The 14,275-nt window shown below is 44.0% G+C and carries 9 protein-coding genes and 1 tRNA gene; 9 read left to right on the top strand and 1 reads right to left on the bottom strand.

Annotated features, from left to right (window positions below; all coding sequences use genetic code 11):
• Positions 1 to 188: 188 nt before the first annotated feature.
• Entirely contained in the window at positions 189 to 1,937 is a 1,749-nt protein-coding gene (locus FEF09_RS23125) for an SWIM zinc finger domain-containing protein (protein WP_146307305.1), read from the top strand.
• Between the two features lie 79 nt (positions 1,938 to 2,016).
• Here FEF09_RS23125 and FEF09_RS23120 read toward each other — a convergent pair.
• Positions 2,017 to 2,090, bottom strand: a tRNA-Asp gene (locus FEF09_RS23120).
• 241 nt (positions 2,091 to 2,331) lie between these two features.
• On the opposite strand from FEF09_RS23120, the gene FEF09_RS23115 reads away from it, so the two are divergent.
• From FEF09_RS23115 to FEF09_RS23080, 8 genes are all read left to right on the top strand, one after another.
• Positions 2,332 to 2,913, top strand: coding sequence for an RNA polymerase sigma factor (locus tag FEF09_RS23115; protein WP_186774477.1), 582 nt, complete (start codon positions 2,332 to 2,334; stop codon positions 2,911 to 2,913).
• A 153-nt stretch (positions 2,914 to 3,066) separates the two neighbouring features.
• Positions 3,067 to 4,182: a FecR family protein gene (locus FEF09_RS23110; protein ID WP_222597081.1), complete on the top strand. Its 1,116-nt coding sequence runs from the start codon at positions 3,067 to 3,069 to the stop codon at positions 4,180 to 4,182.
• 291 nt (positions 4,183 to 4,473) lie between these two features.
• Complete coding sequence (locus FEF09_RS23105; RefSeq protein ID WP_146307302.1) at positions 4,474 to 7,827, top strand: TonB-dependent receptor; 3,354 nt, start codon at positions 4,474 to 4,476, stop codon at positions 7,825 to 7,827.
• Between the two features lie 21 nt (positions 7,828 to 7,848).
• Positions 7,849 to 9,390: a RagB/SusD family nutrient uptake outer membrane protein gene (locus FEF09_RS23100; RefSeq protein WP_146307301.1), complete on the top strand. Its 1,542-nt coding sequence runs from the start codon at positions 7,849 to 7,851 to the stop codon at positions 9,388 to 9,390.
• Between the two features lie 42 nt (positions 9,391 to 9,432).
• The gene (locus FEF09_RS23095; RefSeq protein WP_146307300.1) at positions 9,433 to 10,290 is read left to right on the top strand and encodes a hypothetical protein; all 858 of its coding nucleotides are present in this window, start codon (positions 9,433 to 9,435) and stop codon (positions 10,288 to 10,290) included.
• 181 nt (positions 10,291 to 10,471) lie between these two features.
• Positions 10,472 to 11,332, top strand: coding sequence for a glycoside hydrolase family 16 protein (locus FEF09_RS23090; protein WP_146307299.1), 861 nt, complete (start codon positions 10,472 to 10,474; stop codon positions 11,330 to 11,332).
• Complete coding sequence (locus FEF09_RS23085) at positions 11,329 to 12,786, top strand: glycoside hydrolase family 30 protein (RefSeq protein WP_146307298.1); 1,458 nt, start codon at positions 11,329 to 11,331, stop codon at positions 12,784 to 12,786. The genes FEF09_RS23090 and FEF09_RS23085 overlap by 4 nt, the downstream gene beginning before the upstream one ends.
• A gap of 22 nt (positions 12,787 to 12,808) precedes the next feature.
• The gene (locus tag FEF09_RS23080; protein ID WP_146307297.1) at positions 12,809 to 14,266 is read left to right on the top strand and encodes a glycoside hydrolase family 30 protein; all 1,458 of its coding nucleotides are present in this window, start codon (positions 12,809 to 12,811) and stop codon (positions 14,264 to 14,266) included.
• Positions 14,267 to 14,275: the final 9 nt, after the last annotated feature.

Genomic DNA, 14,275 nt, shown 5'->3' with positions numbered 1-14,275 from the left:
ATTGATAAAAAATATCAGGAGGAATTGCAGAACAAAATAGACATCTTCCGGGCTGCAACACGTACCAATAAAGCCATTTTTTGACTATGATCTCTACTTTTGGAATAGTAAAAATAGCTATGCTAATGATATAGTTCAGAATAGTTTAACTATGGACGATTTATTTAGATGATTAAACACTAGGTAATATGCTCACATTGAAAAATTTTGAATTACAGGTTAGTGACAAGATCATACATCGCGGAAGGGAATACTATGAGAATGGTGCTGTTGTAGATCTGGATGAGGCAGAGAAAGGTGTATGGCATGCAGAAGTGATGGGAAACGACACATATGAAGTAGAGGTAACGCTTTTCAGAAGGAATAAGATAGAATCATATTCATGCGATTGTCCCTATGACGGAGATGTCTGCAAACATGTTGTTGCTGTCTTATTTGTTTTGAGAGAAGAATTAGTTAATGTACCCGTGCCTAAAAAGACTAATCCTAAAATTGATTTTAGAGAATTAGTACAAAAAATCAGCATTGAGGAATATCAAACGTTTATTCTCACCCATGCAGCGGGAGATAAAGAATTTAAATCGTTCTTTGAACGTTATTTTTCAGATAAAGATAACAACATTGACGTAGGTAAAAGTTATACTAAGCATCTAAAAAAGTTAATTCGGGATAATTCGGATGGAGATTATATCGATTATAGATCTATCCACCGATTGACCAATGAAATTAATAGATTGCTCGATGAAGGACGCCAGCTTATACAAAAAGGTCATTTTCGTAATGCTTTTCTTTTAGTCCGATCAGTATTGACGGAAGTTATTGAACTTGTTACCTACAGCGATGATTCGAGTGGATCTATTGGGGACATTATTTTTTCCTCCATAGAATTGATAAAAGAGGTAGCGGAAACTGAAGGTGTAATAACGGACTTGCTGGAAGAACTTTTTAATTTTGTAGGTTCAGCAATAAGTAATGCTGTATATTTTGAGTATGGTGACTTTGGATATAGCATGGTAGATGTGTATCATACACTTGCCATAAAAATTGGCAAAGAGAAATTGTATTTGAAATATATTGATGAGCAACTTAAAGCGTCATCAGTAGATGAGGAATCTTACAGTGAGCGTTATTTTCTTGTACGAAAAATAGATTTTTTAAAATCAGCCGGCAAGACTAGCGAGGCTGAAATGCTTGTTCGCAAAAACCTACATATTGTAGATGTAAGGCAGGGAGAGGTGGACCGTTTGATAGGAGAAAAGAAGTTAGAAGCGGCGAAGGAATTAATAGTGGAGGGGATAGAAATTGCAAGAAAGAATGAACATCCGGGAACGGTTGCGCAATGGGAAAAAAATCTGCTGGATATTGCTGTTTTAGAGAGCGATAAGAAAATAATCAGGTACTATACGAAACATTTTGCTTTTGATCGGGGTTTTCATCTAATTTACTATAATCAGTGGAAGAGCACCTTCACGATAGTTGAATGGGAAGAGGAAATAGAAAATTATATCGCGGAAAAAATAGCTCTTATAGAACTGCAATACCAAAAAAATAAGGGCAAGGCGTGGTATTCGCCAGATATATTGCTGCTTGATCTGTTAGGCCCAATCTATATTGAAGAAAGGTATTGGGACCGGCTACTTAGCTTAATGAGTAAAGAGCCCGATCTGAATCGGCTAATACAGTACCATCATTATTTAGTGAATATATATCCATTGCAACTGTTAGCATTATATCTTCCGGCATTTGAACGTAGAGGTGATATAGTAGGAAACCGTCGTGAATATTCAGATTTGGCAATCAAAATGATAATGGTAATGGAGACCATTCCCGAAGGAAAAGATGAAGTCATTGCTGTAGCAAATGAACTCAATCGGAAATATTCTCGCAGGCCTGCTATGATAGAAGAACTAAGTAGGGTCATTAACATGCGAGGCTAAAATAGACATAATGTCTAAAAGAAGAAAGTGGATATAATCAAACAGTTTCCTGCTCAAATATATCCACTTTTACTTTCTGCGGACCAGACGGGACTCGAACCCGCGACCTCCGCCGTGACAGGGCGGCATTCTAACCAACTGAACTACTGATCCAACACTGTGTGTTCCCGTTCGTCGGGGGTGCAAATATATGAATAATTATTTCAATTGTGCAAATAAATTATGCAGAAATATTTACAACTCTAAAAAATTCATCTCCAAACCCTATACGAATATGTGTACAAAGTACCCTTCCAGCCTGTACAGCTAGTCAATTTGTACATTTCCTACTTTTCTTTAGTTTTACAGCTTTAGGGGGTTCCCGCTACTAATTGTTCAAACTGATATGGATCGTATGCCATCCGAGGAAGAGGTGTTGTTAAGGATGATGCAGGGAGATGAGTCTGCGTTCACGAAGATTTACCGACACTATCATGCCTCGCTCTACGTTTACTTGCTGCGTTTTTGCAGGGTTCCTTCCCTTGCAGAAGATCTGGTGCACGATGTCTTTCTGAAAGTATGGGAGATCAGGGACCGTATTAACCCCGAAATGTCCTTTACAGGATACTTATATAGGATAGCTCGTAACCACGTTATTAAGACCATTGAAAAACTCGCTACCGACAAAAACTTCCGGGACCAGTTATTTAGTCAGCTCGATGATGTTTCCCCGGTTCAGCCGGAGCAGCAGGTACGGACGAAGGAATATGACCGTCTTTTTCAGGAAGCCCTCGTCAGGATGCCTCCCCAGCGCCTGAATGTGTTCAAACTATGTCGTCAGGAAGGGAAAAGCTATGATGAAGTGGCTCTTTTGCTGGGCATTTCCAGAAATGCCGTAAAAAAGCACATGGTTTTAGGGATGCGTTTTATATACGATTATGTGCATCGCCATGGCGATATTTTGCTCGCCATTTATCTCGCCGGAAAAATATTTTAACTTTTTTTAAAGTTGAGGTACCCTACCTCTTCACTTTTGGATAATATATATAGGTAGCCCCGCAAATGGTGCTCGTAACTTATGTCATTATCCACGGAACGTAACGAAGAACTTTTACAGAAATACCTTGACGGTCAATGCAATAGGGCCGAAATGGAAGAGCTGTACGCCTGGCTGCAATCGTCAGGATCCAATCGTTCTTTGCTCGCCGCCATGCAGCGGGAGTTCGAAAAGACAATGAGTGAGCAGCATGAAATTCCTTCCGAACTGAGCGATCGTATCGAAACAAGACTTTTACAGGACATTTCTCAGGAAAAAGTGATCCGGTTCCCGCAACGTACGCGTTTGCGCTGGATAGCGGCAGCGGCTGTGTTATTGCTGGCAGGCAGCGGCTATTATTACATGAGTAATGTCTCCTCCCGCAAGGCCCTCACCGCAAATAGTAACGCACTGGCAGCTGATACCGGAGATATTGCGCCTGGTACTAATAAGGCTATACTGACACTGGCCAATGGAGATGTCGTAACACTGGATAGCGCGGGTAATCAGGTGATCAATCAGGGTGAGACGGTTGTCCGTCAACAGAATGGTCAGCTGCACTATGCTGCACAGGGAAACAGTGATGCTGTTACCTATAATACGCTGACTGTTCCAAGGGGAGGTCAGTTTAATATTGTACTGTCAGATGGTAGCCATGTATGGCTGAATGCCGCATCCAGTATGAGATATCCAACTTCTTTCAATGGAGATCGCAGAGAAGTCGAAATTCAGGGACAAGGTTATTTTGAAGTGGCACCTAATGCCAATAAGCCATTCTTTGTAAAAGCAAATAATACAGAAGTACAGGTATTGGGTACCCAGTTTGATATCATGGCCTACGCCGACGAAAAGAGTATAAATACCACACTGATTGAGGGACTCGTCAATGTTAAGTATGGAAAAATTGAACAACGCCTGAAACCGGGCCAACAGGCAGTTATTGATCCTGCCAGTGGCGTTATGGTGGTTATGAAGGCGGATGTAGATCAGGTAATTGCATGGAAAACAGGTTTTTTTGAATTTGATAATGCCACGCTGGCCGACATATTACGTCAGTTGGCCAGATGGTACGATATAGATGTTAGTTACAACCAGACGGGAAATGAAAGGCTCTTTGGGGGGCGTATAAGCCGGAGCTTACCATTATCCGATATTCTGCATATGCTGGAAGCAAATGGACCTACATTCTCACTGTCAGGGCGAAAACTAACTGTTACATCGGGTAAATAAAGCCTGTGCTGTACTAAATCCACGTGAGACAGACAGGGTATTAATTAAGTAAAATGAATTACGTTATGGAAGTAACCGGAACAAATTAAAGGAGCAGCAGGCCCAGATAATAAAAAACCGGAAGCGCTTGCAACACTTCCGGCAGAAATTGTCGGGGCATCCTGAAAACCACGTCACGTTATTAACTATCGATCTTCTAAAATTCCCAAACACTACAAAAGTATGCAATTAAACTTTAGTGGTAGGACTTTCCGTACCCGGAAAAATCTATCAACCAAAATTGTCACCGTTATGAAACTGACCACCTTTTTGTTGCTAGTGGCATGTCTACAGATCAGCGCAAAAGGAGTATCTCAGCAAATCTCTATATCGGAGAAAAAGGCGCCCCTGAAAAAAGTACTTCGTCAGGTGGCCCGTCAGGCAGGAATTTCTATAGTTTATGATGAAACTTTACTCGCAACTGCAAATCCTGTAACTATTGATATAAAAAATGCATCCGTTCAGGAAGCACTTGAGATTTGTCTTGACAATCAACCTTTCGATTATTCTATAGATGGTGCCCGCATCATTGTAAAAAGCCTGCCTGCTGGTCATAAAGCAGCTGCAGATTCTATCATTACCGTTACCGGTCGTGTAGTAGACGAAAAAGGAGAAGCCGTGCCTGGTGTAAGCGTACGTGTGAAAGACGGTACTACCGGTACTGCTACTGATGGCAATGGTAAATTCACCTTAAAAGCCCCTTCCAATGGAACACTGGTATTCAGTGCGCTGGGTTATACTCCTTATACACAGGCTGTTGGTAACGGCAATCTGAACATCAGACTGAAAACTTCTGAAACTGCACTGACAGAAACAGTAGTAGTAGGTTATGGTGTACAGAAGAAAAGTGTTGTAACTGGTGCTATCTCCAGCGTAAAAGCTGCGGATCTCGAAAACCAGCCTATCACACGTGTGGAAAGCGCCCTGCAGGGTAGGACTTCCGGTGTGACCATCGCTTCCAGCTCAGGACAGCCAGGTTCTGGTTCTGCGGTGAGAGTGAGAGGTCTGACCACCTTCAATAACAACGACCCTCTGTGGGTAGTAGATGGAGTGGTGGTAGATAACGGTGGTATCGGTTACCTGAACCAGTACGATATCGAGTCTATCGAGGTACTGAAAGATGCGGCTTCTCAGGCGATCTATGGTGCCCGTGCTGCTGCCGGTGTTATCCTCGTAACTACCAAGAAAGGTAAAGCAGGTACCCTGAAAGTAAACTACAATGGTTATTATGGTACTTCTGCTCCTGCCCGTAAACTGAAACTGCTGGACGCAACACAATATGCTACTCTCAGAAACGAAGCAGCGAAAGCGGGTGGTGATGCAACGCTGCCTTACGCTGACCCTGCATCATATGGTAAAGGTACCGACTGGCAGGATCAGATCTTTAACAGCAGTGCAAAACGCCAGAACCATGAAGTAAGCATCAGCGGTGGTAACGACAGATCTACCTTCTATTCTTCCTTCGGTTATCTGAAACAGGATGGTATCGTAGCTACTGATATCTCTAAATATGAGCGCGTAAACTTCCGTCTGAACTCTACACACAAACTGTCCCAGTGGGTAACCTTTGGTCAGAACGTGGGCTACGCTTACGATAAATCTATCGGTCTGGGTAATACGAACAGTGAGTTCGGTGGTCCGTTGGCTTCTGCTATCAACCTCGATCCTATCACTCCGGTGATCGTAACTGATCCGAATGAAGCAGCCAACTACGATCCAAGAACACCAACAGATGGTAATGGTCATTATTATGGTGTTTCCAGAGCACTTGCACAGGAAATCACCAACCCTTTGGCTTATATCAAAACCCGCCTCGGTAACTATGGCTGGTCTCATAATATCGTAGGTAACGCCTACCTGGAAGTATCTCCGATCAAAGGACTGAAATTGCGTTCAACGCTCGGTTCCAAGATCTCCTTCTGGGGAAGTGAGTCATTTACCCCTATATCTTACCTTAATCCTTCTACTATTTCTTCCCGTACCAACTTTAACCGTAGCTCTAACTCCGGTTATAACTGGAACCTGGAAAACACGATCTCTTATAACAGAGAGTTCAACAAACACAATGTTACTATATTAGCCGGTCAGGGTGCCTATCAGGACAACCATACCCGCGCACTGAACGTAACATACTGGGATTTACCTGTTACCAATTTCAAAGACGCGTCTCTTAACTATAATGTGGCGCAGGATCAGAGAAATGCAGGTGGTAGCGAAAACCCTGATCACAGAATCTCTTCCCTGTTTGCACGTGTGAACTACACTTATGATGAAAAGTATCTGGCAGAAGCGATCGTTCGTCGTGACGGTTCTTCCCGCTTTGGTTCTAACAACAAATATGGTGTGTTCCCGTCCTTCTCACTGGGTTGGGTAGCTTCCCGTGAGAACTTCTGGGCTGACAATCAGATCGTAAACTTCCTGAAATTCCGTGGTGGTTACGGTGTGGTTGGTAATGATAATATCGGTGACTTCGCTTACCTGTCTACCATCGGTGGCGGTCGTAACTATAGCTTCGGTACCGGAGATACATACCTGATCGGTTACAGCCCTAACGCTCCATCCAACCCGGATCTGAAATGGGAATCTACCAGCCAGACCAACATTGGTTTTGAAGCAACTGTACTCAGAGACATCACTGTGTCATTTGACTGGTACAAAAAAGCAACCAAAGACATCCTCCAGAACCCACGTATCCCACTGTATGTAGGTGCTATTTCTAACCCTGCGGCTAACGTAGCGGATATGGAAAACACCGGTGTGGAACTGGAACTGGGTTACCACAAGAAATTTGGAGAATTTGATTTCGGTGTAAATGGTAACGTGTCTTATTTGAAAAATAAAGTAACCAACCTCGGTCAGAATATTCAGTATCTGTCTGGTGGACAGACCCTCCAATCTACCAGCTATCCTATCACACGTACTGCTATCGGACAGCCATTCAACGCCTTCTATGGTTTCAAAACAAATGGCATCTTCCAGAATCAGCAGGAAGTTGATGCATATGTAGGTAAAGATGGTAAAAAACTCCAGCCAAATGCTGTTCCTGGTGATTTCCGCTGGGTAGATGTAAATGGCGACGGACAACTGACTGACGAAGGTGACCGTACTTTCCTCGGTAACCCTACTCCAAGCTGGACATATGGTTTCACCCTGAATTCTGCTTACAAAGGTTTTGACCTCGTATTATTCGTACAGGGCGCTGCAGGTAACAAGATCTTCCAGGGCTTACGTCGTCTGGATATCGGAGCAGCTAACTGGCAGACCAAAGCATTGGGTCGCTGGACCGGCGAAGGTTCTTCCAATGATTACCCACGTCTGACTACAAAAGACAACAACAGAAACTTCACAAACCCTTCAGATTTCTATCTGGAAGATGGCAGCTACTGCAGAATCAAATCCCTGCAATTGGGTTATTCTCTGCCTTCTTCACTCTTAAAGAAAGCGCATATCGAGAGATTCCGCGTGTATGTAATGAGCGAAAACCTGCTGACACTGACCAAATACACTGGTTATGATCCGGAAATTGGTGGTGGCGTATTCAGTATCGACAGAGGTATCTATCCTCAGGCACGCTCATTCATGTTAGGTGTAAATGCTACTTTCTAATTATTAAAAGCTGATTACAAAATGAAAACAAGACAAATTCCATATATCATCGCAATGGCCCTGGGTTTACAACTGGCCAGCGGTTGCCGCGATAGCTTTCTCGAAGTAAAACCAAAAGGTACTGATCTGGAGGCCAACTATTACCGTAACGCAACAGAAGCTTTTAATGGTCTGATTGCAGTATATGATGTAGTAGGCTGGCAGGGTGGTGGCTATGTCACCAAAGTAGGAGCATTGGATGCTGGTTCTGATGACCATCTGGCCGGCGGTGGTGGCCCTAACGACGTGTCTGCCTTTCAGGTGTTCACAAACTATACAATGACCCCTGCACAGGGTCCACAGGAAGAATTGTGGAAAAAGGGTTATGCCGGTATCTTCCGTGCGAATACCCTGTTGGGCAAGCTGCCTGATATCCCTATGGACGAAAATCTGAAGAAACGTTTTGAAGCAGAATGTAAATTCCTGCGTGCGTTCTTCTATTTTGATCTGGTACGCTTATTCAAGAATATTCCGCTGCTGACAAAACCTGTATCTACATCTGAAATGTATGATGTGCTGCAGGCGCCTCCGGCTGATGTATACAACCAGATCATTGAAGATCTGAAAGCAGCTATCGCTGAGCCTAATTTCCCTGATCAGGTACCGGCAGGTTCTGAAGGAGGCCGTGCTACAAGAGGAGCTGCACACGCACTGTTAGGTAAAGTTTACCTGTGGCAGGAGAAATGGGCAGAATCTGCAGCAGAATTTGCTGAAGTAAATGGTGCTACTCCGGGTCAGACAAGTGCAAAATATGGTTACAAACTGATGGACAAGTTTGAAGATCTCTGGAAATTCAGCACTAATAAATTCAATTCTGAATCTATTCTCGAAGCTGCCTATAGCTCCAATTCAGGTGGTAACTGGGATTGTGTGGCATGTACTGAAGGTAACGTGCTGAACATCATGGTAGGCCCAAGAGGTTATAAAGTATTAAATCCAACAGCTCCTGATATGGTTTCCGGCTGGAGCTTCCTTGTGGTAACTGAAAGTCTGTACAACGCATTACATGGCGATCCACGCTTCAGCGCAACTATTCTGGATATGGATAGCCTGAAAGCAGCTGGTATTGCAGATTATGCACCGGGTCATGATAACACCGGTTATTTCCTGAACAAATTTGCTGCAAAAATCGGTGATCAGTCTCAGGGTCCGGGTAACAAAGAACTGAATTATCCACAGAACCTGTATGAGATCCGTCTGGCAGATACATATCTGATGGAAGCAGAAGCACTGGTTAAAAGTGGTCAAAGCGGTGCCGCAGGTACACGTGCATATGCACTGTTGAACGCTGTGCGTCATCGTGTAGGTCTGAATCCGATTGAGGCTACTGACGACAACATCTTCAAAGAAAGACGTCTTGAACTGGCTGGTGAAGGTCATCGCTGGTTTGACCTGGTACGTACCAAGAGAGCTGCTGCTGCATTGGGTGGCCGTGGTTTCGTAGCCGGTAAAAACGAAATTCTTCCAATTCCATTATTAGAAATGGAAAACACCAAGATCGAGCAGAGCGCCGAGTGGAAATAATCAAGGGGTATACAGCATTCATGATTTAACAAACAGCATACAATGAACTTTCACTATATCAGAAATACACGTACAATAGCAATGGCAGCTCTGCTGGCCGGCGCTGTTTCAGCCTGCACGCCAGAGTCATCTGACAAGGCACTGGGTCCTTTACCAACTGCCAGTTTTACCGCAGAACCTCTGGCAGGTAATGCAAATAAAATAGTCGTAGCAAACACTACTCCAGGTGGATTCCTGTTTGAATACAGCGATGACAATGGACATAAATCTACCCGCGAGAGAGATACACTGAGCTATTTCCAGAAGGGAGAATATACGATCCAGTTCACGGTTTTTACCAACGGTGGTTATGCCAAAGCGGTGAAAAAAGTAACCATTGCACAAAATGCGCAGACCCGCGATATCCTGAAAGGTGGCGATATGGCAACTGGTAGTGAGCAATTCTGGACTTTGCTGAACACAGGGGGAACGCAAACAGCTATAAAAATTGAAAATGGCGCAATGCATTTTAGTAATACCGGTGATTCTAACGGTGCTATCTATCAGAAAGTAAGCGTAGTAGCTGGTAAGTCATACATTTTCTCAGCACAGGTAAGTGGCAATGGTGCCAGCAATTCCTGGTTTGAGATATACATCGACACAGCAGTACCTAAACAAGGTTCAGACTACAGCGGAAACAAATACATTTCCCTGAATACATGGTCTGGTTGCGGCGCTGTAAAATTTGCCGGCGACCTGTCTACTATCGGTTGTGATGGTACCGGTAAGAACAAAAACGGTGTTATGTCGTTTACTAAAACAGGAGATATCTATATCGTTGTTAAAGCTGGTAGTGCTGGTGGTACACTGGGCACTGGTGGTGTTGTATTCGACGATGTAAAGTTCCTGGAAGAAATATAATTTAATCAGGAATCAGGAATTAAGAATTAGCAATTAAGAACCGGAAAAGCGAGCAATATTTAGTAAATGTCTGCTTAGTTTAAGCAACGAAATTTGCTCAGATAGCCTTATATAATAACTGTATGGCTAACCAATTCTTAGTCGTTAATTCCTGATTCCTGATTTTTTTAAAATCGCGTTTATGAAAAGACTGAAATATCTCCCTTTTATTCTATTGGGCATCAATATACTTTCCTGCTCGGGAAAAGGAGACGGTGGTGGAAGTTCGCCTGATCCTGTCAGGCCGCAAGGACCTGTTGACAAAGGCTGGACATTTGAAACAACTCCCGTATGGGCGGATGAATTTGATTATACCGGACTACCCGATAATACCAAATGGGGTTATGACCTCGGCGGTGGCGGATGGGGGAACAATGAACTGGAATACTATACCAACAGTCTTGATAACGCATCGGTAGCTAATGGCAAACTCACCATTACTGCCAAAAAAGAAGCAAAGGAGAACCGTAATTATACTTCTGCCCGTCTGGTAACCAGAGGGAAAGGAGACTTCCTATATGGACGTTTTGAGATCAAAGCAAAGCTGCCTGCCGGTAAAGGTACATGGCCTGCTATCTGGATGTTGCCTACCGACTGGGCATATGGCGACTGGCCGAAATCAGGTGAAATCGATATCATGGAACATGTAGGATATGATCCTGATGTTATCCACATCACTACACATACGGAAGCCTATTACTTCAAAATAGGTACACAGAAAACAGCCACAAAGAAAATAGCGAACGCAACGACAGAATATCATTTGTATCGCATTGACTGGACGCCTTATGCCATTAGCGGATATATCGACAACCAGTTGATCTTCAAATTTGTAAATGAAGGAAAAGGATATACCGTGTGGCCTTTCGACAAGAAATTCCATCTGTTGCTCAACATCGCCGTTGGTGGTGACTGGGGTGGTGCACAGGGTATGGATGATTCTATTTATCCCGTTACCATGGATGTTGATTATGTCCGTGTTTATAAAATGATTGAAAAATGATATTGCAATATAAAACCCGTATCAGCCTGACGGCTTTGCTGTTGTCAGGGATGATCGCTTTTGCCGGTTGTAAGGATAATGGTAACGAAAACCCGATCAGACCTATAGATCCAACTGTAGAAAAAGACACAACTGATGTATTGATGTGGCTGACAAAAGGAGATAGATCCGTACTCCTGAAGCAGCAAAAAGTCAGTCTGCTTTTTAAGGATACGCTGAATGTATATCCTACCATTAAAGTGGATCCCTCTCAAACTTATCAGTCAATAGATGGCTTTGGTTACTGTCTGACCGACGGTAGTGCCATGTTGATCAATACACTGCCAGCTGATGCACAGGATGCATTGCTGAAAGAATTATTCCTGCCTGATACAGCGCATCTGGGTGTGAGCTACCTGCGCGTGAGCATTGGCGCCTCCGATCTGAGTGTGGCGCCGTTTACCTATAACGATCTGCCGGCCGGTCAAACGGATGTGGACATGACGAAATTCAGTATAGAGAAGGAAAGAAAAGACCTGCTGCCCATTCTGAAGAAAGTAGTGGCCCTTTCTCCCAACATTAAAATACTGGGTTCTCCATGGTCCGCGCCTTCCTGGATGAAGACTAACAATGCCTCTAAAGGTGGTAGTCTGAAGCCGGAATACTATGCCGCCTACGCTAAATATTTCGTGAAATACATTCAGGCCATGAAGGCCGAAGGTATCACTATTGATGCCATCACCCCGCAGAATGAGCCTTTGCATGGAGGTAATAATCCAAGCATGGTAATGCAGGCCAACGAACAGGCTGATTTTGTAAAGAATCACCTCGGACCAGCCTTTAAAGCTGCAGGGCTGACCACTAAAATCATTGTATATGATCACAATGCAGATAAACCTGAATACCCGGCTGCCATACTTGGTGACGCTGCTGCATATCCTTATGTAGACGGTTCGGCTTTCCATCTTTATGGTGGTAGTATCACGGCGCTGACACAGTTGCATGATGCTTATCCGGAGAAAAATATCTACTTCACTGAACAGTGGGTAGGTGGTCCCGGCAACTTCGGCAATGACCTGCAATGGCATGTGAGTACCCTGATTGTCGGTGCTACCCGTAACTGGAGCCGTAATGTACTGGAATGGAATCTGGCTGCTGACGCTAATTATGGTCCGCATACAGACGGTGGTTGTACAACCTGTCTGGGCGCGCTGACAATTGGTTCAGGAGTAATTCGTAACGTTGCATATTATATCATCGGACATGCGTCTAAATTTGTACGTCCGGGTGCTGTCAGGATCGCTTCCAATATTACCAGTCAGCTGGACAACGTAGCGTTCAAAACACCTGATGGCAAGCATGCACTGATCGTGGTGAATAGCGGGTCTACGCCGCAGACGTTTAATATCCAGTACAACGGTAAAGTCGTAACTACTTCCCTGACCAATGGTGCGGTAGCTACTTATATCTGGTAACATAATAATTCAGTATTCATAGATGAGAAAGTATGCTTTAATGGGCTTTTTGCTGGTAGCATATACCGGCTATGCAAAAAGTGAGGCCCTGAGTAACAGGAAAGATTCCACTCTCCGCAAAGGTGTGACGGTTTACACGACCGCTGAGAATACCAAACTTCGCTTGTCAGAAACAGCTACGCTGTCTTTTGCACCAATGAAGCAGCCACTGGAGACAGAAGTCTGCATCTTTGTAGATCCGGCGAAGAGTTTCCAGACACTGACAGGTATCGGTGGTGCTCTTACAGATGCTTCTGCAGAAGTATGGGCAAAGCTCCCGAAAGAGAAACAACAGGAACTGCTGAAGGCTTATTACGATCCCGTGAATGGTATCGGTTATACTTTGGCCAGAACCAATATTCAGAGCTGCGACTTCTCCAGCGGTTCTTACAGCTATGTAAAGGAGAATGACAGCCTGTTGAAAACATTTAGTATTGAACATGACCAGCAGTACCGTATCCCTTTTATTAAGGCGGTAATAGGCGCTGCAGGTGGAAAGATACCATTGTATGCAAGCCCATGGAGCCCTCCGGCCTGGATGAAGGACAACAACGACATGCTGCATGGCGGTAAACTGTTAGCGAAGTATTACCAGTCATGGGCCAACTTCTATGTGAAATTTATCAAAGCTTATGAGGCACAGGGTATTCCTGTATGGGGCCTGACCGTGCAGAATGAACCAATGGCTGTACAGAAATGGGAATCCTGTAATTATTCTGCTGAAGAAGAAAGAGATTTCATCAAACGTTACCTTGGACCCACCTTACAGAAACAGGGTATGGCTGCTAAAAAACTGATCGCATGGGATCATAACCGTGATCAGGTATATCAGCGTGCCAGTACCATTCTGGAAGATCCTGCAGCTGCAAAGTATGTATGGGGTATCGGTTATCATTGGTATGAAACATGGACCGGCAGTTCCATGATGTTTGACAACGTACGTCGCGTAGCAGAGACATTCCCGGGTAAGAACCTTGTCTTTACAGAAGGTTGTGTAGAGGCTTTCAAATACAATCGTATCAATGAATGGTTCCTTGGAGAGCGCTATGGTCTTTCGCTGGTGAATGATTTCAACAATGGTACTGTTGCATGGACTGACTGGAATATTCTGCTGGATGAGAATGGTGGTCCTAATCACGTCGGTAACTTCTGTTTTGCGCCTGTACATGCAGATACAAAAACCGGAGAACTGATCTACACCAACGCTTATTATTACCTCGGTCATTTCTCCAAATTCATCCGTCCGGGTGCTAAACGTGTAATCGCTTCTTCTAACAGAACAGATCTGCAAACGACTGCTTTTATCAATAAAGATGGTAAACTGGCGGTTGTTGTGCTGAACCTTTCTGATAAGGAGATCCCTTACAAACTGTGGATAAAAGGCGAAGCAGCTGCTGCAAACAGTCTGCCGCACTCTATTGCCACTTTGATCGTTGACTAAATAGTGGAC

Origin of the sequence: Chitinophaga pinensis (assembly GCF_007896845.1) — a bacterium.
In the GTDB taxonomy this organism is placed as follows: domain Bacteria; phylum Bacteroidota; class Bacteroidia; order Chitinophagales; family Chitinophagaceae; genus Chitinophaga; species Chitinophaga pinensis_C.
This window is presented reverse-complemented; position numbering and strand designations above follow the sequence as displayed.